Annotated in this window: 16 protein-coding genes and 1 tRNA gene; 8 read left to right on the forward strand and 9 right to left on the reverse strand. The window is 69.0% G+C overall.

The features are described from left to right. The first annotated feature begins 322 nt into the window (after positions 1-322). From addB to trxA, 3 genes are read left to right on the forward strand one after another with little or no spacing between them, the layout of a single operon-like run. Positions 323-3268 (forward strand): double-strand break repair protein AddB, encoded by a 2946-nt coding sequence (gene addB / locus ACT3CF_RS06520; protein ID WP_478421255.1) that lies wholly within the window; start codon positions 323-325, stop codon positions 3266-3268. Between the two features lie 8 nt (positions 3269-3276). Continuing rightward, positions 3277-6705 (forward strand): double-strand break repair helicase AddA, encoded by a 3429-nt coding sequence (gene addA / locus ACT3CF_RS06525; protein ID WP_478421256.1) that lies wholly within the window; start codon positions 3277-3279, stop codon positions 6703-6705. Positions 6706-6723: 18 nt separating this feature from the next. Next, a complete protein-coding gene (gene trxA / locus ACT3CF_RS06530; RefSeq protein WP_478421391.1) occupies positions 6724-7086 on the forward strand; it encodes a thioredoxin in 363 nt (120 codons plus the stop codon). Positions 7087-7220: 134 nt separating this feature from the next. On the opposite strand, the gene argJ is transcribed toward trxA, so the two are convergent. Then, the gene (gene argJ / locus ACT3CF_RS06535) at positions 7221-8447 is read right to left on the reverse strand and encodes a bifunctional glutamate N-acetyltransferase/amino-acid acetyltransferase ArgJ (RefSeq protein ID WP_478421257.1); all 1227 of its coding nucleotides are present in this window, start codon (positions 8445-8447) and stop codon (positions 7221-7223) included. A 70-nt stretch (positions 8448-8517) separates the two neighbouring features. On the opposite strand from argJ, the gene ACT3CF_RS06540 reads away from it, so the two are divergent. The 3 genes from ACT3CF_RS06540 (at position 8518) to secA (ending at position 12999) form a co-directional block, all read left to right on the forward strand. After that, positions 8518-9753, forward strand: coding sequence for a TonB family protein (locus tag ACT3CF_RS06540; RefSeq protein WP_478421393.1), 1236 nt, complete (start codon positions 8518-8520; stop codon positions 9751-9753). Between the two features lie 93 nt (positions 9754-9846). After that, positions 9847-10107 (forward strand): hypothetical protein, encoded by a 261-nt coding sequence (locus ACT3CF_RS06545; RefSeq protein ID WP_478421259.1) that lies wholly within the window; start codon positions 9847-9849, stop codon positions 10105-10107. Positions 10108-10248: 141 nt separating this feature from the next. Further along, complete coding sequence (gene secA / locus ACT3CF_RS06550) at positions 10249-12999, forward strand: preprotein translocase subunit SecA (RefSeq protein ID WP_478421261.1); 2751 nt, start codon at positions 10249-10251, stop codon at positions 12997-12999. Positions 13000-13187: 188 nt separating this feature from the next. Here the strand turns inward: secA and ACT3CF_RS06555 are convergent, their stop codons facing one another. From ACT3CF_RS06555 to ACT3CF_RS06565, 3 genes are all read right to left on the reverse strand, one after another. Then, positions 13188-13781: a CC0125/CC1285 family lipoprotein gene (locus tag ACT3CF_RS06555; RefSeq protein WP_478421263.1), complete on the reverse strand. Its 594-nt coding sequence runs from the start codon at positions 13779-13781 to the stop codon at positions 13188-13190. Positions 13782-13908: 127 nt separating this feature from the next. Continuing rightward, positions 13909-14430, reverse strand: a complete 522-nt coding sequence (locus tag ACT3CF_RS06560) for a phosphoribosyltransferase (RefSeq protein ID WP_478421265.1) — start codon at positions 14428-14430, stop codon at positions 13909-13911. Then, on the reverse strand, positions 14430-15443 hold the full coding sequence (locus ACT3CF_RS06565) for an adenosine deaminase (protein ID WP_478421267.1): 1014 nt from the start codon (positions 15441-15443) through the stop codon (positions 14430-14432). Before ACT3CF_RS06565 ends, ACT3CF_RS06560 begins: the two co-directional genes overlap by 1 nt. Positions 15444-15491: 48 nt before the next feature. On the opposite strand from ACT3CF_RS06565, the gene ACT3CF_RS06570 reads away from it, so the two are divergent. Then, positions 15492-15803, forward strand: coding sequence for a KTSC domain-containing protein (locus ACT3CF_RS06570; RefSeq protein WP_478421269.1), 312 nt, complete (start codon positions 15492-15494; stop codon positions 15801-15803). A gap of 6 nt (positions 15804-15809) precedes the next feature. On the opposite strand, the gene ACT3CF_RS06575 is transcribed toward ACT3CF_RS06570, so the two are convergent. From ACT3CF_RS06575 to ACT3CF_RS06585, 3 genes are all read right to left on the reverse strand, one after another. Next, the gene (locus tag ACT3CF_RS06575) at positions 15810-16229 is read right to left on the reverse strand and encodes a secondary thiamine-phosphate synthase enzyme YjbQ (protein WP_478421271.1); all 420 of its coding nucleotides are present in this window, start codon (positions 16227-16229) and stop codon (positions 15810-15812) included. Between the two features lie 119 nt (positions 16230-16348). Next, positions 16349-16423 (reverse strand) — tRNA-Asn (locus ACT3CF_RS06580). 133 nt (positions 16424-16556) lie between these two features. Beyond that, entirely contained in the window at positions 16557-17324 is a 768-nt protein-coding gene (locus ACT3CF_RS06585; protein ID WP_478421273.1) for an NAD kinase, read from the reverse strand. Positions 17325-17502: 178 nt separating this feature from the next. On the opposite strand from ACT3CF_RS06585, the gene ACT3CF_RS06590 reads away from it, so the two are divergent. After that, complete coding sequence (locus tag ACT3CF_RS06590; RefSeq protein ID WP_478421275.1) at positions 17503-19497, forward strand: putative bifunctional diguanylate cyclase/phosphodiesterase; 1995 nt, start codon at positions 17503-17505, stop codon at positions 19495-19497. 84 nt (positions 19498-19581) lie between these two features. Here the strand turns inward: ACT3CF_RS06590 and ACT3CF_RS06595 are convergent, their stop codons facing one another. Both ACT3CF_RS06595 and ACT3CF_RS06600 read right to left on the reverse strand, forming a co-directional pair. After that, positions 19582-20172 carry a hypothetical protein gene (locus ACT3CF_RS06595; RefSeq protein WP_478421277.1) on the reverse strand — a complete coding sequence of 197 codons (591 nt, stop codon included), beginning with the start codon at positions 20170-20172 and terminating at the stop codon, positions 19582-19584. 199 nt (positions 20173-20371) lie between these two features. Beyond that, complete coding sequence (locus ACT3CF_RS06600) at positions 20372-21856, reverse strand: methyl-accepting chemotaxis protein (protein WP_478421279.1); 1485 nt, start codon at positions 21854-21856, stop codon at positions 20372-20374. Positions 21857-22027: the final 171 nt, after the last annotated feature.

A 22027-nucleotide genomic window follows, 5' to 3' on the forward strand; every position in this document is an offset into this window, starting at 1 on the left:
GGCGGCTGCGCGCCGACGATCCCGTCGTTCTCCCCGCCTTATCCCCGATCTTGTCCACAGCTTCGACAACCATGCAGCCGCCGCGGCCGGTGTCGCAGCGCAATGCACAGCCCGTCCCGGCACCTTCCACCGCTGCTCCACAGCCTGCCCACATCTTGTCCACATGCCTGTCCCGCCGCCCGGGCGTGTCGCCAACGACTGCTCCACCCGATATCCCGAAACTATCCACAGCTTGTCCACCGATTGCTCCGCAGCGTCGTCGGCGGGTGCCGCCGCACGCCCCATTCCGTGCGGGCCTGATTTGTTCTAGGCTCCGCGTCGCATGCCCGACACCAGCCGCTTGAATCTCTTTACCATTCCCCCGCACCGTGCCTTTGCCGATGCATTGGCGAGCGGGCTCATCCGCCGTTTCGGCGCCGATCCGATGACGTTGGCGCGCGGCGTGGTGCTGGTTCCCAACAATCGCGCGCGCCGTGCCATCCAGGACGCGTTCGTCCGCGCCAGCGGCGGCGGGTTGCTGCTCCCGCGCCTGGTGGCGGTGGGCGATCCCGATCTCGACGAGGCCGTGTTCGAAGGGATCGGCGAGGCCGATCCGCTGCCGCCTGCGGTCGATCCGCTGCAACGCCGGATGATCCTCGCCCGGCTCGTCCAGGCCGCGAACCCTGCCGCCGACGCGGCCGAGGCCGTGCGCCTCGCCGGTGAGCTTGCCGGGACGCTCGATGAACTACTGGTCGAGGAGGTGCCGCCGGCGCGGCTGCGCGCGCTCGATCTTGACGATACGCTGTCGGCGCATTGGCAGCATTCGCTCGCTCAGTTCGCGATCGTGCTCGATCACTGGCCGCGCGAGCTCGAACGGCTCGGCCGCGTCGATCTGGTCGAGCGGCGACGCGCGCTGATCGATCGCGTCGCGGCGCGCTGGCGGGCACAGCCGCCCGGCGGTTTCGTCTGCGCCGCGGGCATCACCAGTGCCGCGCCCGCGATCGCCCGGCTGCTGCGTGTCGTCGCGGGAATGAAGGGCGGGATGGTCGTGCTTCCCGGGCTGGCCACCGCGATCAGTGATGCCGAATGGGATTCGCTCGGTCCGCATCGTCCCGATCCCGTCACTGGCCGCCGCCGCCGATCGGTCGAAACGCATCCGCAGTTCCATCTCAAGCTGCTGCTCGACCGCATGGGTGTCCACCGGCACGAGTTCGAAACATGGCGCGGCGCCAGCGACCATGATGCCGCCCCGGCACGCAGCAAGGCGATCGCCTCGGCGATGGCACCGCCCGAATTCACCCATCGCTGGACGCAATTGCCCGAGGGCGAACGGCGCCTGCGCGGCGTCCGCGTGCTCGAAGTGGCCACGCCGGCCGAGGAAGCGCAGGCGATCGCGCTCGCACTGCGCGGGGCGCTGGAGACGCCGGGCCGCACCGCAGCACTCGTCACCCCCGATCGCGCGCTGGCCCGCCGCGTCGCGGCGCATTGCGCGCGCTGGAACCTGGTGGTCGACGACAGCGCGGGGCAGCCCCTGTCGCTGCTGCCGCCGGGCACGCTGCTGCTCGCGCTGGCCGAGGCAGCGGCACAGGGCTTCGCTCCGATGCCGCTCCTCAGCCTCCTCAAGCACCCGCTGGTCCAGCCGGAGGACCGGCTCGGCTGGCTCGAGGGCGCACGCACGCTCGATCGCGCGCTGCGCGGGCCGCGGCCGGCGCCGGGGCTGGTCGGGATCGACGATCATCTTGCCGATCAGTCGGGACGTGACGCACCGCTGCGCCGCGCCGCGCAGCGCTGGTGGAGCGAGGCGGCGCGGCCGTTGCTCGCGCCGCTCGAAACGCTGTTCGCGCGCGGGCCCCAGCCGCTTCCCGAGCTGCTCGCGGCGTTGCGCGAGGCGGCGCAGGCGCTCGGCGGCGATGGTTTGTGGAGCCGGGCAGAGGGGCGCGCCGCCGCCGACCTGCTCGATGCGCTCGAACGCGAATCGATCCACGGCCCGCACCGCGCCGATCCCGGATCGCTCGCGCCGATCCTGCGCACGCTGATGGACGAGGTGCCCGTGCGCCCGCCCCAGGGCGGACATCCCCGCATCGCGGTGCTCGGCCTGCTCGAAGCGCGGCTTCAGACCGCCGACCTGATGATCCTGGGCGGGCTCAACGAAGGCGTCTGGCCCGGTCTGCCCGCGCCCGACCCGTGGCTCGCGCCGCGGATCCGCGCCGAACTCGGGCTGCCCGGGCTCGAACGCCGGATCGGCCTGTCGGCGCACGATCTGGCCGGGGCGCTCGGCGCGCCCGAGGTCTTGCTCACCCGCGCGCGGCGCGACGCCAGCGCGCCCACGATCGCATCGCGCTTCTGGTTGCGGCTCGAGGCGCTGTCGGGCGGGCTGGAACGCGCGCAGGAGCTGGCCGACTGGGTGCGCCGGCTCGACGATCCCGGCGATTACCGACCCGCCGCGCGCCCCGCGCCGTGCCCGCCCGCTGCCGATCGTCCGCGCCGCATCTCGGTCACCGAGGTGGACCGGCTCAAGGCCGATCCTTACGCCTTCTACGCCCGCCGCATGCTCCGGCTGATGCCGCTCGATCCGATCGACGCCGATCCCAGCGCGGCATGGCGCGGCACCGCGGTCCATGCCGTGCTCGAACGCTGGTTCCGCGAGGATGATTGCGCGCCCGAACGGTTGCGCGCGCGCGCCGAGGCGATGCTCGACGACGCGCGTACCCATCCGATGATGCGCGCGCTCTGGAAGCCGCGGCTGATGGAGGCGATCGACTGGATCGCCGCACAGATCGCCGAGGCCCGCGCTGCCGGGCGCCGCGTGCTTGCGGTGGAAACGCGCGGCGTGATCGACTTTGCCGGCGTCGAACTCAGCGGCACCTTCGATCGCATCGACCGCGGGACCGACGGCGGGCTCGTCATCGTCGACTACAAGACGGGCAAGCCTCCCTCGATCGCCGCGGTGCGCGAGGGGTTCAGCCTTCAGCTCGGCTTGCTCGGCCTCATCGCCGAACGCGGCGGCTTCGATCGGATCGCGGGGCGGGCGACCGGCTTCGAATACTGGTCGCTCTCGCGCAATCGTGACGGCGGTTTCGGCTATGTCGAGTCGCCTTGCGACCCCAGGCGGCGGGGGGCGCTCGCCGCCGACGAATTCGTCGCGCGCGCGGCCTCGACGCTGGGCGAGGCGGTCGAGGCGCTGCTGACCGGCGACGTGCCGTTCACCGCCAAGCTTCATCCGGAATATGCCCCCTATGCCGATTACGACCAGCTCATGCGCCGCGACGAATGGTACGGCCGTGATTGAGGCCGCGCATGGCTGAGCTGCGCCCGCTCCATCCGCTCAAGGGCAATCAGCGCCTGGCGAGCGAGCCCGATCGGCACATCTGGCTCTCCGCCTCGGCGGGCACGGGCAAGACCCAGGTGCTCGCCGCGCGCGTCTGGCGGCTGCTGCTCGCCGGCGTCGATCCGTCGGCGATCCTGTGCCTCACCTTCACCAAGGCCGGCGCTGCGGAGATGTCCGAACGCATCACCGGTCGCCTTGCCGCCTGGGTCCGTGCCGACGATGCCGTGCTCGTCGCCGACCTCGAGGCGCTGGGCGAAAGCATCTCGCCCGACGGGCTCGATCGCGCCCGCACGCTGTTCGCCAAGGTGCTCGACGCCCCCGGCGGCGGCATCCGCATCCAGACGATCCACAGCTTCTGCCAGAGCCTGCTCGCCGCATTCCCGCTTGAGGCCGGGCTCACCCCCGGCTTCCGTCCGCTCGAAGCGCGCGAGGCCGAACAGCTCGCGCGGGAGGCGCTGGCGGAGATGCTCGTTGCGGCCGAAGGGGCGGGGCAGGGGGCGCTCATCGATGCGGTCGGTGCGCTCAGCACGCGGCTGGGCGAGGGCAAGGCCGAGGCGTTTCTGCGCGCCTGTGCCGCGGTGCCCGATGCGATGGCGGCGCTCCCCGCCGATCTGCCGGGCTTCCTGCGCGACTCGCTGGGCCTGCCGCACGGGCCGATCGATCTCGAACTCGAACGCGCCTGTGCCGATGCGGCCTTCGATTGCACCAGCCTTCGTGCCGTCGCCGCGATGAACGCCGCATGGGGCGCGCCCGCCGGGCTGGAACGCGCCGATACGATCGCCGCCTGGCTGGCGATGGCGCCGCCCGATCGCGCGGCGGCGCTCGACCGGCTGCACCTCGTCTGGGCGACGGGGGCGGGCAAGCTGCGTTCGTTCGCCAAGCGCTACGCCCCGCCCGACGACGGTTATGCCGAGCACGCCACGCGCCTCTATGATCGTTGCGCCGCGCTGCTCGACCTGCGCGCCCGCGCGCGGTTCGCCGATCTGCTGGCCGGCGGACTCGCCGCGGGCCGCGCCTATGCCGAGGCCTATGCGCGCGCCAAGCGGCGCCAGGGCGCGGTCGATTTCAACGATCTCATCCGCCGCGCGGTCGATCTGCTCGGCCGTCCCGGCATGGGTGAATGGGTGCGCTACAAGCTCGATCAGGTCACCGAGCATGTGCTGATCGACGAGGCACAGGATACCAACCCCGCGCAATGGGCGATCGTCGGCGCGATTGCCGACGAATTCTTCGCCGGCGAGGGCGCGCGTGAAACACTGCGCACGCTGTTCGCGGTCGGCGATTACAAACAGGCGATCTTCGGCTTTCAGGGGACCGACCCGATCTATTTCCGCGCCGCGCTCGATCGCTTCGTCCGCCTCGCCCAGCCCGACCCCGATTTCGAGGTCGCCGCCCCGCCGATCGAGACGCTGTCGCTCACGCACAGCTTCCGCACGACGCGCCCCGTCCTCGAATTTGTCGATGCCGCGCTCGCGGCGCTTCCCGAACCCGGCATGGGCGAGTTCAGCGATCTCGAACCGCACGCTAGCGAAGTGCCCGGCCCGGGCACGGTCACGCTCTGGGCGCCCACCGTCGCCGGGGGCAGCGACGAGGACGAGGAAGGCTGGGTCGACGATGCGACGCGCAAGCTCGCCACCGATCTCGCTGCGACGATCCGCCACTGGATCGGCAATCTCGAACTCGAGAGCAAGGGCCGCACGCTCCGTGCCGAGGACGTGATGATCCTCGTCAAGCGGCGCAGCGAACTCGCCTCGCTCCTCGTCGCGCGGCTCTATGCGGAGGGGGTGCCCGTCGCCGGCGTCGACCGCCTGCGGCTCAACGCGCCGCTCGCGGTGCAGGATCTGCTCGCCGCGGTCCGCTTCGCGCTTCAGCCGGAGGACGATCTGTCGCTCGCCGCGCTGCTCGTCTCGCCGCTGATCGGGTGGAGCCAGGACGAACTGATGGCCGCGGCGCTGCGCGAGAATGGCGGGTTGTGGCGTCACCTGCGCGCCACGCAGCCGACCGAACGCCTCGCGCCGCTCCATGCGCTGCTTCGCCGCGCCGACATCGCGACGCCCTATCGCTTTCTCGAGGAAATCCTGTCGGGGCCGATGCAGGGCCGCCGCCGGCTGCTTTGTCGCCTCGGCGAGGAAGCGCGCGATCCGATCGAGGAACTGCTCAACGCCGCGCTCAACTTCGAAACCACGGCGACGCCGACGCTTCAGCGTTTCCTCGACTGGTTCGATCGCGGCGATGTCGAGATCGTCCGCGATGCCGGCCAGCCGCAGGGGGCGGTGCGCGTGATGACCGCGCACGGATCGAAGGGGCTGCAGGCGCCGCTCGTCATCCTTGCCGACGCGACGCTCGATCCGCGCAATGCCCGCCGCGACATCCTCGACTGGACGCCGGACAATCATGACGGTCCGGCCTTTCCGATCCCGCGCCCCGGCTCGGCAGAGCGCGGCGAGGCGCTGGGGCCGCTCGTCGCTCGGACCGAGCGGCGCGAGCTCGAGGAGCATTGGCGTCTCTTCTATGTCGCGGCGACCCGCGCCGAGGAGCATCTCGTGATCGCCGGCGCGCTGGGGCCGAGGGCCAAGGGCGTCGCGCCCGCGATGAGCTGGTACGCCGCCTGTTCGGGCGCCTTCGATGCGCTCGGCGTACCCGAGGGTGAGCGCCGCCAGTTCCGCGGGATCGTGCCGCCGCGGCCGATCGTGCCGCCGCGCCGTGCCGCAGCGACGCCCGCCGCCGCGGTCGCGCGCGCCCCGCTCCCCGATTGGGCGAGCCGCCCCGCGCCAGAAGAGTCGCGGCCGCCGCGGCCGCTCGCTCCTTCGGCGCTGGGCGACGATCGGGTCGCCGATCCGCCGCCCGGGCCCGCCTTGCGGCAGGCGGCCGAGCGTGGCCGGCTGCTCCATGCGCTCTTTCAGCGACTGCCCGCGGTCGCGCCTCCCGCGCGTCGCGCGGCGGCCGATCGCTGGCTCGCGGGGGCGGGGGGCGTGGCCGACGCGGCGGTGCGCGTCGAACTCGTCGAAGCCGCGCTTGCCGTAACCGAGGATCCGCGTTTCGCCGACCTGTTCGCGGGCGATGCGCTGGCGGAGGCGCCGATCGCGGCAGTCGTGGCGGGCGGGCACGTCGTCTCGGGCACGGTCGACCGGCTGGTCGTCACCCCCGACTGCGTGCGCGTGATCGACTTCAAGACCGGCCGCCGCGCGCCGCGCGTGCCCGCGGACATCCCGGTCTATCACCTGCGCCAGATGGCGGCCTATGCCGCCGCGCTCGCGGTGATCTTTCCGGGGCGGACGATCGAGGCGGCGCTGCTCTATGCGAGCGGTCCGGTGCTCCACCGTCTTTCCGACGCGCTGCTCGCGGCGCACAAGCCGGGATTGAACGATGCGCAGCAAAGCTTGCCGCTCGGTGCTTGAGCCCGGCCCCTTGCCTTCATAGATAGGGCGCCGACACTTACCCCCGAGGAGATTTTCCCGATGGCCACCCAGGCGACCACCGACGCCAGCTTCGAAGCCGACGTTCTTCAGTCCGGCAAGCCCGTGCTCGTCGATTTCTGGGCCGAATGGTGCGGCCCGTGCCGGATGATCGCCCCCGCGCTCGAGGAGCTGGGCGAGGAACTGGGCGACAAGCTCGACATCGTGAAGATCAACATCGACGAAAACCCCGATACGCCGACCCGTTTCGGCGTGCGCGGCATCCCGACGATGATCCTGTTCAAGGACGGCAAGCAGGCCGCGACTCAGGTCGGCGCGCTGCCCAAGAACGCGATCCGTCAGTGGATCGAAGGCGCGCTCTGATCGCCTGAACGGCCCGGGGCGAGCGGGGCGGTTGCCCTGCCGCCCCACCGCCCGCATCGAAAAGGGGCCGGCATCGCACGGATGCCGGCCCCTTTTCGTGTCGGTAATGCTGCGGCTGCGTCCTGGAGCGCGGATCAGCTCCGATAGTCGGCGTTGATCGAGATATAGCCGTGCGTCAGGTCGCACGTCCAAACCGTCGCGCGCCCGTCGCCCAGCCCCAGTTCGACGCCGATCTCGATCTCGCGGCCCTTCAGGTGCGCCGCCACCGGCGCCTCGTCATAGCCTTCGACCGCCAGCCCGCCGCGCGCCACCTGCGTCGCGCCGAACCGGATCGCCAGCCGGTCGCGCTCGGCGGGCTCGCCCGCCTTGCCCACCGCCATCACGACGCGTCCCCAGTTGGCGTCCTCGCCCGCCACGGCAGTCTTGACCAGCGGCGAATTGGCGATCGACATCGCGATGCGGTGCGCGCTCTCGTCCGAAACCGCGCCCTCGACGGTGATCTCGATCAGCTTCTGCGCGCCTTCGCCATCGCGCACGACGAGCAGCGCGAGTTCGCGGCACAGCGCCGCCAGCGCCGCGCGGAAGGCGTCGGCACCCGCATCGTCGTCCTCGGTCAGCGGCGCGTTGCCCGCCTTGCCCGTCGCGAACGCCAGCACGGTGTCGCTGGTCGAGGTGTCGCCGTCGACGGTGATGCACGAAAAGCTGTGGCGATTGGCGTCGGCCAGCGCACGCTGGAGAAAGGCCGGCGCCACTGCTGCATCGGTGAAGATGAAGCCCAGCATCGTCGCCATGTCGGGAGCGATCATCCCCGAACCCTTGATGATCCCGGTCAGCGTCACCGTGCGCCCGTCGACCACTGCGGTCGCGACGGCGCCCTTGGTGAAGGTGTCGGTGGTCATGATCGTCGCTGCGGCGTCTTCCCAGCCACAGCGCGGGGCGGCGAAGGCGGCGTCCAGCCCGGCCTCGGCCTTGTCGATCGGCAACGGCACGCCGATCACGCCGGTCGACGCGACGAACACGTCGGACGGCTGGCAACCGAGCTGCTGCGCGACGCGCGCGGTGATCGCCTCAACGGCGGCGCGGCCGCGATTGCCGGTAAAGGCGTTCGAATTGCCCGCATTGACGATCAGCGCACGCGCCTGCCCCAGCGGCAGCGCCTTGCGGCACCACTCGACCTCGGGGGACGGGCATTTGCTGTTGGTCAGCACGCCCGCGACGCTGGTGCCCTCGTCGAACGTGACGAACGTCAGGTCACAGCGATCCCACGCCTTGTATCGCGCCCGCGCCACGCGCGGCACGACGCCGGCAATCTCGGGCAGGACGGGAAACGGAAGCGCAAGCGGGGAGATGCTGGTGGACATGAACCGGCCTCAGGTGAATAAACTGGCGCGTGCTTCGTGCATGGGGGGGCAAAGATCAATGCTTTTGGTGATGGCGCTGCTGGCGGCGCAGGCACAGTCCGTGCCTGGACTGGCGACTCCTTTGAAACCGCTGTCCAGCCCGGCGAGCTGGGTGATGCCCGACGATTATCCGGCCGAGGCAATGCGTGACAATCATGAAGGGAAGGTGGGGGTTCGGCTCGAGATCGATTCGACCGGACTTCCTGTCGGTTGCAGCATCATCAGTTCGTCCGGCTTCGAGGAACTCGACCGGCGGACGTGCAGCATCCTGACGAATCGCGCGCGCTTTTCCCCGGCGCGCGATCCAAAGGGCAAGCCCATAGCGGCTTCGTATTCCACGCGGATGACGTGGTCGCTGCCGCCCCTCGAACTCCCGGCCGCTACCCCCGCGTCCAGAGGTCCCTGGATGACCCATGATGACTATCCGGCCTCGGAAAACCGACAGGGGCATGTGGGAAGTCTTAGCTTCATTCTTCTGGTGAGCCCCGCCGGTCTTCCGGCCCGGTGCACGATCGCCGTGTCGTCCGGCTATCCGGTGCTGGACAAGGCGACCTGTGACATTCTGATGAGGCGTGCACGATTTTCACCTGCCATAAGCGTAACGGGAAAGGCGACGCACGGATATTATTTCGGAAAGTTCCGCTGGTCTCTTCCAGGGGAATCGCCGGAGAAGAGCATGCGCAGTCACTCCGCAGCACCGAATGTGATCGAACTTGCATTCCCGAAGCCGGTTTCGGCCGCCTACAATCGCCCGATTGAAACGAAGGTGGTGTTCGGGCCAACAGGCGACGTCGTCGATTGCGAGATCTCGCAATCGAGCGGGTCGCCCGCCCTCGATCGGTTTGCGTGTCAGCAACTTCAGCGTCTGGCCATTCCCGGTGCAGGAAAGTCGAGCGCACCCGGCAAGAATGACGGGCTGTATACAGTCTTGTTGCGCACCGATGCACCCTATCCGTTCGGGCCTGCCCGCGATGCTGACGGTACCGCCGGTTCGCTGCCCGTCGCGCAGGTCGGCCAGCTCGAACTGACCGTGGCGGCCTTGCCCTCCGGCTATCGACAGCCGGTCAAGGCGGGCGTCCTGTTCGACAAGGATCACCGCGTCACCGACTGTCGCATCGTCGAATCGAGCGGCAGCCCGGCCGTCGACCGTGCGGCCTGTGCGCAGCTCCGATTGCTTTCTCCGGACGAGACGGCCAGATCCGCGCCTGCGGCCGGGCCCCAAGAGTATATCGTCTCATTCCGCGTCGACGCGCCCGCCAAGCCCTAGCTTTTGATTAGACGAAGCGTGCGTCGATCCCTATGTGTCGTGCGTTGCGGCCCGTCGGCTGCGGCGCCGTCACCGTGTATCACAGGGTTTCGCTTGGAACTGCTGCTGCTCCTCACTGCGCTTTTTGCAAGCCTGGCCGGCGGGTCGGGCGAGCATGGGCTGCGTCCGATGCAGGGCGTGGCCGTGGTGCGCGTGGCGGAGGCGGCGCAGGCGGCGGTGCAGCCCTCGCGCCATATCGTCGCCGCTGCGGCGGTGCTGCCCGCGCTCGTCCGCGTCGGCGCCCTGCCGGTCTTGCACCGCGCCGCCGCGCCGCGGCCCGCGCTTCGCCTCGCCTTCGATCAACGGCGCGAATAGCGTCTGCCGGCGCCGTCCCCCGGGGGGCGGTGCCCTTGTCCTTGCCGCTGCCGCCGATGTCGTGCGGCGGCGTTTCCGCGGATGCCGCGCCCCTTCGGGTCGTGCCCGCTCGAACCCCATCAAACCAGGTCAGGAATCTCCATGCTCGGCAGCCTTGCCAAGTCCCTTTTCGGTTCGTCGAACGAACGCTACGTCAAGTCGCTGCGCGCGATCGTCAACAAGATCAACGGTTTCGAACCGACGCTTCAGGCGATGGACGATGCCACGCTGGCGGCGCAGACGGTCAAGTTCCGCGAACGCCTTGCCAATGGCGAAAAGCTCGACGCGCTGCTGCCCGAAGCCTTCGCGACCGTGCGCGAGGCCGCGCGCCGCGTGCTGGGCCAGCGGCACTATGACGTTCAGATGATCGGCGGCATCGTTCTCCATCGCGGCGAGATCGCCGAGATGCGGACGGGTGAGGGCAAGACGCTGGTCGCGACGCTCGCCACCTATCTCAATGCGCTGCCGGGCGAGGGCGTCCACGTCGTCACCGTCAACGACTATCTCGCCAAGCGCGACGCCGAATGGATGAGCCGCGTCTACGGCTTCCTCGGGCTCACCACCGGGGTCATCATCCCCAACCTTTCCGATCAGGAACGCCGCGACGCCTATGCGGCGGACATCACCTACGGCACGAACAACGAGTTCGGCTTCGACTATCTGCGCGACAACATGAAATATGATCGCGCCTCGATGGTCCAGCGGCCCTTCAACTTCGCGATCGTCGACGAGGTCGACTCGATCCTGATCGACGAGGCGCGCACCCCGCTCATCATCTCGGGGCCGACCGACGACCGGTCGGAACTCTACATGGGCGTCGACGCCGTGGTGAAGCAGCTTTCGCCCGAGGATTACGAGAAGGACGAGAAGCAGCGCAGCATCGTCCTGACCGAGGACGGCACCGAACGGGTCGAGCGGATGCTCGAGGCGGCGGGGCTGCTCAAGGGCAGCAACCTCTACGACTTCGAAAACACCCAGGTGGTCCACCACCTCAACCAGTCGCTGCGCGCGAACGTGATGTTCAAGCGCGACATCGATTACATCGTCAAGGACGGCAAGGTCGTCATCATCGACGAGTTCACCGGCCGCATGATGGACGGCCGCCGCTGGTCGGACGGCCTGCACCAGGCGGTCGAGGCCAAGGAAGGCGTCAACATCGAGCCCGAGAACCAGACGCTGGCCTCGATCACCTTCCAGAACTATTTCCGCATGTATCCCAAGCTGTCGGGGATGACCGGCACCGCCGCGACCGAGGCGGCCGAGTTCTACGACATCTACAAGATGAACGTCGTCACCATCCCGACCAACCTGCCCGTGCGCCGGCTCGACGAGGACGACGTCTTCTACAAGTCGATCGAGGACAAGTTCGCCGGTATCGCCAAGACGATCCGCCAGCACGCCGACAAGGGCCAGCCGGTGCTCGTCGGCACGGTGTCGATCGAAAAGTCGGAAATGCTGTCCGAGTTCCTGACGCGCGAGGGCGTCAAGCACGCCGTGCTCAACGCGCGTCACCATGAATCCGAAGCGCATATCGTCGCCCAGGCGGGCCGCATGGGCGCGGTGACGATCGCCACCAACATGGCGGGTCGCGGCACCGACATCCAGCTCGGCGGCAACCTTGAGTTCCGCATGCGCGACGAGCATCCCGATCTCGTCGCCGGCACCCCCGAATATGACGCGCAGGCCGAAACCATCCGTGAAGAGATCGCCGCCGAGAAGCAGCGCGTGCTCGACGCGGGCGGTCTGTTCGTGCTCGGCACCGAACGCCACGAAAGCCGCCGCATCGACAACCAGCTCCGCGGCCGTTCGGGGCGTCAGGGCGATCCGGGCCTCAGCCGCTTCTACCTCAGCCTCGACGACGATCTGCTGCGCATCTTCGGCTCGAACACGCTGTTCGCGCGCATGATGCGCTCCAGCCTCGAGGACGGCGAGGCGATGCCGCCGTCGCGCTGGCTGACCAAGGCGATCGAGACCGCGCAGAAGAAGGTCGAGGCGCGCAACTACGACATCCGCAAGCAGGTCGTCGAATATGACGACGTGATGAACGACCAGCGCAAGGTCATCTACGAACAGCGCGCCGACATCATGGATGCCGAAACGGTGGGCGAGGTCGTGGCCGACATGCGGGCGGAGACGGTCAACGCCATCGTCGGCGATGCCTGCCCGCCCAATTCCTATCCCGAGCAGTGGGACGTCGCCGCGCTCAAGGAGCGCGTCGCCGCGACGCTCAACATCGAGGCGCCCGTCGATCAGTGGATCGCCGAGGAGGAATCGATCGAGCCCGAGATGGTCGAGCAGCGTATCCGCGACGCCGCCGACGCGCTCATCGCCGCCAAGGGCGCCGAGCTCGAGCCCGAGACCTGGACCCAGATCGAAAAGTCGATCCTCCTCCAGAATCTCGACCATCACTGGAAGGAGCATCTCGCGATGCTCGATGCGCTGCGCCAGGTGATCCACCTGCGTGCCTATGCGCAGAAGACGCCGATCAACGAATATAAGCAGGAGGCGTTCGCGCTGTTCGAACGCATGCTCACCAACATCCGCGAGGATGTGACGCGCACGCTCGCCTTCGCCCAGTTCCAGATGGCGCCGCCGCCCGAACTGCCGCAGCTTCCCGAGTTCCTGACGACGCATATCGATCCGATCACCGGCGACGACGACACCGCCGATTTCGACGGCGGCGCGGCGGGGCTCGTCACGACGCGGCTGCCGCAGCTCGGCATCCCCCAGCCGTCGGCCGACGCGCTCGGCACCGATCCCGCCGAATGGGAAGGCGTCGTCAGCCGCAACGCGCCGTGCCCCTGCGGCTCGGGGCGCAAGTACAAGCACTGCCACGGCGCGCTGACCGCCTGATCGGTCGCCGCCGCTCCGCCCGGCACGGCTTCGGGCGGGGGCGGCGGGCGTCGCGCGCGCCGCCGGCGCGGCACCGGCACGAAAAAAGGGCCTCTCCGGCATCGGCTGGAGAGGCCCTTTTCATGTCCGGACCGGCGGGGCCTGGCGGCGGGGGCTGAAGTCGCCCGCCAGGCCCCGCGGCCGGTCGTTCAGCGCGGCTGCGGCGCCTGGATGTTCGGGCCGAGCCGCGACAGCACTTCGCGGGCGTCGAACGCGCGCAGATTGTCGGCGGGCTTGGGGCCCTTGCCGGTGATGATCTCGGCCATCGCCTCGTACCGGTTCACGGTGCGATAGTCGAAGTCGCGGTCGTACCAGAAGGGATCGTCATAAAAGGGATCCCAGCTCCGCCAGCCCCAGCGCGGGCGATAGAAGCGCCAATAGGGGCTCCAATATCCCCACGGCCCGGGACCGAACGAACTGCCGGTGCGATACACCTCGGTCTTTTTCTCGGTGTCGCGATTGGCCAGCACGAAATAGTCGAAACCGTTCTGAACGGTCAGTTCGGCGGCACGATAGAGCAGATAGCGCTCGACCGTCTCGCGCGAGGTCAGGCTGTTGCCGGCGAAGGTCACGCGGAACCGATTGTCCTCGATCCGCTCGTCCGAATAGCCGGTGCGCGACTCGCCCGTCCCCGTGGCGGGGCGATAGGGGGTCGCCGTCATGCACGCGGCGAGCGAAAGGCCGCCCGCCACTGCCAGTGCAATCGCTCGAATGCGCCGGCCTTTGCTGCTGATTTTCAGCATGGGATCTGTCCTTTGGTCATGGGCCAAGCCGTGGTGGCACGGGTAACGCACCGCAACCGGCTTATGTCCCCCGGGGGAGACGATGAAGCGTGCCGCATCGTCGATTGATGGAGGATGAACGAACCAATCAGGCGATCCGCGCGGGCACTTCGGCGGCGTCGTCCTCGATCGCCTCGCGCGGGGCCATCGCCTCCCAGGGAAAGATGAACCAGTCCTTGGTCACGTCCCGGTCGATCGTCTGCGCGCGATATTCGACCTGCTGCTGCGACCGGATATTGTCGAGCAGCACGGCAAAGCGCACCTGCGCGGCCACGCCGCCATGTGCGGTCAGCGCGGCGCGCAGCTCGCCGATCGTCCGGCCGCTGTCGTTGATGTCCTCGACGAACAACAGCTTCTCGCCCGCGCGCGTGCGCTCGGCGAGCACGGCGACCAGCGCGTCGCCGAACTGGTCGATCTTGGTCGAATGGTCGATCGAGACCAGCGGCAGCCCCATGCGGTGCGACAGATAGACGGCCGGCGTCAGCCCGCCGCGCCCGACGCCGACCAGCAGCGCGGGGCGCCACGGCTCCTGTTCCAGCGTGGTGGCGATGGCCTCGATCCCGGCGACCAGCGCCTCATGGGTGAAATGGTTGAAGACGATCTTCGACATCAATGAGCCTCAACATAAGCGTCGAGCCGCGCGAGCAGCGCGGTCACGGTCGCATCGGGCAGGAACGCGCCCAGAAAGCTGTTGCGCGCCAGCGTGGCGAGCGCGGCGCGGTCGAGCCCGCGGGCACGCGCGACGGCGCGGTAATTATCGGCGATGTATCCGCCGAAATAGGCGGGGTCATCCGAATTGACCGTCGCGCGGAGCCCCAGCCGCAGCATCGTGTCGATCGGATGCGCGTCGATCCCGGCGACGTTGCAGAGCTTGACGTTCGACAGCGGACAGACGGTCAGCGTCATGCCGCTGCGCGCAAGCTGCGTCACCAGCAACGGGTCTTCCAGCGCGCGGTTGCCATGGTCGATCCGGTCGACATGGAGCAACTCGATCGCCTCGCGGACATAGGCGGCGGGGCCTTCCTCGCCGGCATGGGCGACGCGGCGCAGCCCCATCGCGCCCGCCCGCGCGAACACGCGCGCGAATTTCGACGGCGGGTGCCCCAGCTCGGACGAATCGAGCCCCACGCCGACGATCCGGTCGAGCCAGGGCTCGGCCGCCGCCAGCGTCGCCAGCGCGGCGTCCTCGTCGAGGTGGCGCAGGAAGCACAGGATCAGCTGGCTGGTGATGCCGTACTGCGCCTCGGCCGCGCGCATCCCCGCGAGCAGCCCCTCGGCCACCACGCCGAACGGGATGCCGCGTTCGGTGTGCGTCTGGGGATCGAAGAAGATCTCGGCATGGACGACGCCGTCGGCCGCCGCGCGCGCGAAATAGGCGAGCGCCAGGTCGTGAAAGTCCTGTTCGGTCCGCAGCACGGCCGCGCCGGCATAATAGATGTCGAGAAAGTCCTGGAGGTTGCTGAACGCATAGGCCGCGCGCACCGCCTCGACCGAGGCGAAGGGGATCGTCATCCCGTTGCGCCGGGCCAGCGCGAACATCATCTCGGGCTCCAGGCTGCCTTCGATGTGGAGGTGGAGTTCGGCCTTGGGCAGGCCGGCGATGAACGCGTCGAGATCGGTCATGCGCGAGCATTGCCGGACGGTCCCCCGAGTCGCAAGGCGACACGTCAAATGGTTCCTCCGCGTTTCCCGGTTCCGCACCCGGCGCCGCTCGAAACGCCCGCACCGCAACGATCCGCCGCCGCCCGGCGTTCTGCCGCCATGCCGTCCAGCGTGATCCAGGGCTGGGACTATGATGCCGATGCCCGTCGGCTGACGATCCGTTTCACCAGCGGGCGTCGCTATCGCTACGCGGCGGTGCCGGCCGCGATCGCCCGCGGGCTGGCGCGTGCGGTGTCGAAGGGGCGCTATTTCAATCATCGCATCCGCGGTCGCTTCGCCTTTCGTCTCGACGACGCGGGGACAGGGGACGATCGTGGCTGAGCCGGGTCAGGCGCCGATCAGGTGCAGCGCCACCTCGCGCCGGTGCGGCCGTCGCCGATGCTCGTACAGGTACACGCCCTGCCACGTTCCCAGCGCCAGTCGGCCGCCGATCAGCGGGATCGACAGGTTCACGCCGGTCAGCAGCGTGCGCAGATGCGCGGGCATGTCGTCGGGGCCTTCGTCGTCATGCGCGTAACGGCCGGGCGCCTCGGGCGCGATCGTCGCCATCCACGCCTCGATGTCGTCGCGCACTTCGGGGGCGGCGTTTTCCTGGATCAGCAGCGATGCCGAACTGTGGCGACAGAACAGCGTCAGCAGCCCTTCGTCCAGCCGTTGCGCCGCTGTCCATCGCGTCACCGCGGCGGTGATCTCGTGCAGCCCGCGGCCGGGCGTGTCGATCGCAACGTTTCCCGTCGCCTGGCGCATCGCGCGTCTCCCTCGGCAGGGGGGCAGGGCGTGCAGCCGCGCCCCGGCCGGATACGAAAAAACCCGGTCGGGTGTTCCCGCCGGGCTGTTCGTCTCGGATTTCGGATCGTTCTGAAAAGTGGCTCCCCGGGCCTGATTCGAACAGGCGACCGATCGATTAACAGTCGATTGCTCTACCGCTGAGCTACCGGGGAACACTGTCTTTTCAGCTTCCGAAGCAGTCCGGGACCGCATCGGAGGCGCGCCTATAGCAGCGGGTTTTTTGAACTGGCAAGCCCCTTTTTGAAACTTTTTCGCTCGCCCGCATCCGCCGCCGTTTTTTGCGCCTCAGCCGACGAACTGCTCCATCGTGATCCGGTCGTCGAGCGCGTGTTCGGGATCGAACAACAGCGTCAGGTCGCGCATCTGGTCGATCGCGATCTGCACCTCGGCGACCTCGCGCACCTCGCGCTGGTCGGCGACGGCGCTCACCGGCCGCTTCTCGGCCTCCAGCACGCGCAGCCCGATCCGCGTGCGCTCGGGCAGGATCGCGCCGCGCCAGCGCCGCGGGCGGAACGGGCTGATCGGCGTCAGTGCGAGCAGCGCCGATCCCAGCGGCAGGATCGGCCCGTTCGCCGACAGGTTGTACGCGGTCGATCCCGCCGGCGTCGCGACCAGGATGCCGTCGCACACCAGTTCGGGCAGCACGACGCGGCCGTTCACCGTCACTTCCAGCTTCGCCGTCTGGCGCGTCTCGCGCAGCAGCGACACCTCGTTGATCGCGGGCAGCGTGAACTGTTCGCCGTCCATGCTCGTCGCGGTCATCGTCAGCGGCGCGACGCGGAACGGCTTGGCGCGGCCCAGCCGGTCGATCAGCCCCTCGAGCTTCCAGTCGTTCATCAGGAACCCGACGGTGCCCAGGTTCATCCCGAACACGGGCAACGTTCGCCGCCGCTCGAGCATCGCGTGCAGCGTCTGGAGCATGAAACCGTCGCCGCCCAGCGCGACGACCTGTTCGGCCGCCTCGATCGGCACCCAGTCATAGGCGTCGGCGAGTTCCTCCGCCGCGGCCTGCGCGGCCGGGGTGGGGGAGGCGAGCAGCGCGCGCGGGATCATGCCGCACCGCCCCTGCGCGGGCCCGGCTGCGAACAGCGGGGGCGGGGGTGCGTGCGGTTGCGGAAAGCGGGAGCAGGCATGGCGCTGGCGTAAGGGCTCGCCTTCGCGCAAACAAGAGACAGCATTGGCACGGCATGGGATTGGCGGTGGCGACGCGATGTCGCTATCCAGGAGCGTAATGGAAGACAGTTTCACGATCGTAGAGGGACGGGCCGCCACGCCTGAGGTTCCGGTGTTCGTCCTTTCGTTCCGTCATCGTGACGAAGTGGCGGCGGCGGCGGCGGGGGGCGGCTGGCGCGTCGTCGCCGCGCGCCGGCCCGAAGGGCTCGAACAGCGCTTCCTGGCCAGCGGCGCCTCGGTCGCGGTGATCGACGCGCGCGGCGCGCTCAGTGACGGGCTCCAGGCCGCGCGCGCGCTCGGCCGCACGGTCGAGGCGCAGGGCGGCGCGCTGCTGATGCTGATGGCGCAGAGCGACACCGTCCATATGCGCCATTTCTACGACGCCGGCGCCACGCATTTCCTCAGCAGCCCGATGTCCTCGGCGGCGATGGCGCATGCGATCCGCTTCGCCCAGCGTCATGTCGAGCGGCTGGCGGGCGGCACCGCGGTGATCGCCGGTGCCGCTGATCCGATCGGGTGGAACTATGATCCCGAAACGCGCTCGATCGAGCTGACGCCCGCGCTCGCGCGGTTGCTCGAACTGGGCGAGACGCCCGGCGTGCGCCCCGTGCTCGCGCGGATCGCGCCGGCCGATCGCGGGCTGCTGCGCATGGCGCTCGGCCGGCTCGACGCGATCAACAGCACCACCGCCTTCGCGCACGACGTCGCGGGCGTCGGTCGCGTCGTCCAGCATCTTCAGCGCGATTCGGCCACCGGCCGCATCCATGGCCTCGTCGAGGTGCTCGGCGTCGCCCCCGATGCGGCGCGTGCGGTCCGCGACGCGCTCACCGGCGCGCGCGACGGCGCCAGCGCGCGGCGCTGGCTCGATCAGCGGCTCGCCGACGGCGCGGCGGTCGGGCTGGTGCTCGTCGGGCTCACCCGGTTCGAGACGATCAACACCGCCTATGGCCGCGCGGTGGGCGACGAGCTGCTGCGCGCGGTGTCGCGCCGCGTGGCCGAGGTCGCGCGCGCCACGCTCGGGCACGACGTCATCGTCGCGCGGATCGGCGGATCAGAATTCGTCGTCGCCGCCGAACTCGCCGATGTCGGCGGCGAGGCGCGGCTGGCCGAGGCGCGCGTGCGGCTCGACGAGGCGCTCGGCCGCCCCTTCGTCGCCGGCACCGACATCGTGCCGATCGGCGCGCGGCTTGCCGATGTCGCCGGCATCGCGGGCGACAATGCCGCACGGCTGCTCCGGCGCGCCAGCGAGGCGCTGTTCGGCGAGGCTGCGCCCGCCACCCCGGGCGGCCCGCCGGTCGATGCGCTCGTCAACGATCTCCACCGCGCGATGGAGCGCGGCGAGATCGGGGTGCTCTATCAGCCCCAGGTCGACATCGCCTCGGGCCGCGTCGTCGGGGTCGAGGCGCTCGCGCGCTGGCAGCATCCGCGGCATGGCGAGGTCGGCGCCGAATTGCTCTTCGCTGCCGCGCAGCGCGCCGGGATCGAGCCCGCGCTCAGCGAGCATGTCCAGCGGCGGGCGCTGATCGGCGCGGCGCAATGGCCCGCGCGGCTCGGCGCGCTGCGGCTGTCGATCAACGTCACCGCGGGCGATGTCGCGCGGCCGGGTTTCGCCGACAGCCTGCTCGCGCGCATCGACGCCAGCGGCTTTCCGCGCAACCGGCTGACGGTCGAGATCACCGAAAGCGGGATCATGGAGGAACTGAGCGAGGCCGCCCGCCTGCTCGCCCAGTTGCGCAGCGGCGGCTGCCGCGTCGCGATCGACGATTTCGGCACCGGCTATTCCAGCCTCGCCTATCTCAAGGCGCTGCCGCTCGATTATCTCAAGATCGACAAGGGCCTCAGTCACGACATCACCGGCTCGCATCGCGACCGCGTCGTCGTGCGCGGCGTGATCGACATGGCGCGCTCGCTCGGCCTCGCCGTCATCGCCGAAGGGGTGGAGACCGAGGCACAGCTCGACCTGCTCGCGAAGGAGGGATGCCAATATTATCAGGGCTTCCTCTGCGCCCCGCCGCTCGGCGTCCCCGCACTCACCGCGCTCGTCGCGGGCTAGGCACCCGCAGGCTACCGTAGGCTACCGCGCGAACGAAAGGGCGGCGGCAAGCGCCCGGCTGCGAACCATTCGCGCTTCTTTCCACTAAAGCGTTTTCGGCGTGTATGCCTTGATCGGCTTCTCACGCATTGGGGGCGAGTAATCCAGCGAGCCGTTATACCGCCCGTTCGGGCCTGTAGAATGCTCCCAAAGCGCTAGTTCGCCGCCTCTAAAACACCAGATTGTTGTAGCCGAATCAAATTCCGCGCCGAAGGCATTGGTCATTTTTTGCGAGCCAGTTCGACAAGGCGTGCCATAGGCTTTGATCAGTGTTTCCCGGACCCGCCTGTATTCACTCGACGCGAACCCCATCCCGATATGGCCAACCTTGCCGCCGGTGAAATCGACCGAAGCAAGAAAGGTGTTAACATCTCCGATCTTGGGCTTCGTCAGTTCGCAGCTAAGCCGTCCTACCGAGTTTTGACAGTACTGGACGACGCGTGAACTGACCGCCTCCTGATAGGAGGTCACACCCGGAATAAGTCCGCGAAATTCGAATACGGGGAGAGCATTCTGAGCCTCGGGAGGCTTTGTCGCGCGGGTCGCGTTTTGCGTCGCCGCTTCGGGCTGACGCCCGCAGCCTGTCACCGCCACGGATACGATCAGGAGTGTCAGAAAGCTGTGCGATACCAGCATGGTCCCCCCCCCACAAGATGTTGGGGGAAGTTTCGAGAACATCCGTGTCGTTGTCCATCAGATTGCTATTGCTGGCAATCTGACGGCGGACGTTGGCCGGCACCGCGCTCTCACCATACGCCATGCCCGCTCGGCCGCGGGGCGCGCAGCGGGCGGGGGATTGCCCCGCCCGCATGCGCGCCCCGCGTCGCCTTGCCGGTCAGGCGCGGCGGACCAGCGCCGATACCGCAGCCGCGGGCAGCGGCTTCACCGGGTTGCGGAACGCTGCGGACGCGTCGCGCCCGCCGCTTGCCGTATCGGTGCGGAAGCTGCGCGTCATCGCGCACAGCGAATCGACTTCCTGCTGCAACGTCCGCGTCGCCGCCGACGTTTGCTCGACCATTGCCGCATTCTGCTGCGTCGACTGGTCCATCGCGCCGATCACGATCGCGATCTCGCTCACCGCGCTCGACTGCGCGCCATTGTCGGTCGCCATGCCCGAAAGCAGGCCGTGGACCTGGCCGACATCGCCCGAAATGTCGGACAGCGCGGTGTCGACGCGGCGCACCGCCTCGACCGCGGTGCCGATTTCGGCCTGGGTGGTCGAAAGCTGTTCGCGCGCGCGCTTCGCCTCTTCCTCGGCGCGCATCGCCAGCGCCGAAACCAGGTCGGCGACGACGGCAAAGCCGCGCCCGGCATCGCCCGCGCGGCCCGCTTCGACCGCGGCGTTCATCGCCAGCACGCGCGTCTGGAACGAGATCTTGTCGAGGCCCTCGATCACGCCGTCGATGCCCTTGGCGCATTCGAGCACGCGATGCATCGACTGCACCGCCGAATCGGCGACCTCGCGCCCGCTGTCGACCGTGGCGATCGCCTGGTCGGCGCGTTCGACCGTCTCGGTCGCCGCATGCGCGGTCGCGCGCAGTCGCTGGTCCATCTGGCTCACCGCCGCGGCGGTCTGCTCAAGCGAGGCCGCGTTGCTCTGCGTGCGGTGCGCCAGGTCGTCGGCCGCCGCCGCGATCTCGGCGATGCCCTGGTTGATGCGGTGGGTGCCGTCGGTCACCGATCCGATCATGCCCCGGATCTTCGCGATGGTGTCGTTATAGCTGTGCTCGATATGCGCGAAGTCCTTCGGCATGTCCTTCAGCTGGTTGGTCAGGTCGCCCTCGGCCAGCTGTGCCAGCGCGGTCTCCAGCCGGTGCGCGGCCTTTTCGCGCGTCGCCTGCGCTTCCTCGAAATAGATCGACAGCGAAAGCTCCATGTCGAGCAGCGCGGCCTTGACCACGGCGATGCTCGCATCGGCCTGGCTCGGCCCGCGGAACAGGCGCAGCATCCGCCGCCACGGCGTATTCTGCCGGGCAACCGCGCGCAGCAGCTCCTCGACGATCAGCGCATAGCCGCCGACATACCAGCGCGGCTCCAGCCCGATGCGGGCATGCGTGGCCCCGATCCGGCGGACGCTGGCGTAATATCCCCCCTCGAAATCGCCGGCTGCCAGATGTGACCAGTGCTTGATCTGGGCGGCCTTGGCCTGGCCCATATGCGCATCGTCACGAAAAAATCGTGCCGTCTCCGGCGTTAACTTCGCTCTGCTATAGAAACGGTCGAGCGCTTTTCCTATATATTGCTTGATAACACCCTGCGTAGCCCGCAGTGTTTCGCGCTGTTCGTCTGACAGTTCCATGAACGTCAGACGTGTACGCATTTCTTGACTCACTGGTCGCTCCCATTGGCATGCGCCGCGTGGGAGGTGGCCCACGCGCACCCTTCCATTTTAGGACGAAGCGACGCCCCTGTTCCTTGGGACAGGTACGTAATCTTCCGGAGTGCCACAATGAGACAGTTCGGGGGGCCGGTCCGGCGCCGGGGCGACGGG

The organism is Sphingomonas chlorellae, from assembly GCF_056485145.1.